Raw genomic sequence first — 305 nt, 5'->3', positions numbered from 1 at the left:
AAGAACATGGCATTAATTGTGAGAAGGAAACTTCTATGGAAGAAAATTTCTACCCCCTAGAGAAGAAATCTTCTAGGGTAGAAGTAAACTTCCAGCAAGAAGATAATTTCCAGGGGTTAGAAAATGTTGATAATACTGGGGTAGAAGAAAATTTCATGGGGAAGAATACTTCTAGGGTAGAAAATAATTTCCAGTCTAAGTTAGATAATATTAATTCAATAGTGGATAAGATTATTGTCGGCTTCGCCGACATAATTAAAAATATAAATAAACTAAGTGATTTAAGAACTACTAAGAATTTAATT

Annotated in this window: 1 protein-coding gene; it reads left to right on the top strand. The window is 31.1% G+C overall.

What is annotated here, in order from left to right; all coding sequences use genetic code 11:
* Positions 1-35 precede the first annotated feature (35 nt).
* Positions 36-305 (top strand): hypothetical protein (locus FC14_RS05080; protein WP_156655748.1); only part of this gene is annotated, 270 nt, incomplete at its 3' end.

Origin of the sequence: Ligilactobacillus agilis DSM 20509, from assembly GCF_001436215.1 — a bacterium.
Classification (GTDB): Bacteria; Bacillota; Bacilli; order Lactobacillales; family Lactobacillaceae; genus Ligilactobacillus; species Ligilactobacillus agilis.
The sequence above is the reverse complement of the archived record's forward strand: the minus strand, read 5'-3'. Positions and strand labels throughout refer to the sequence as shown.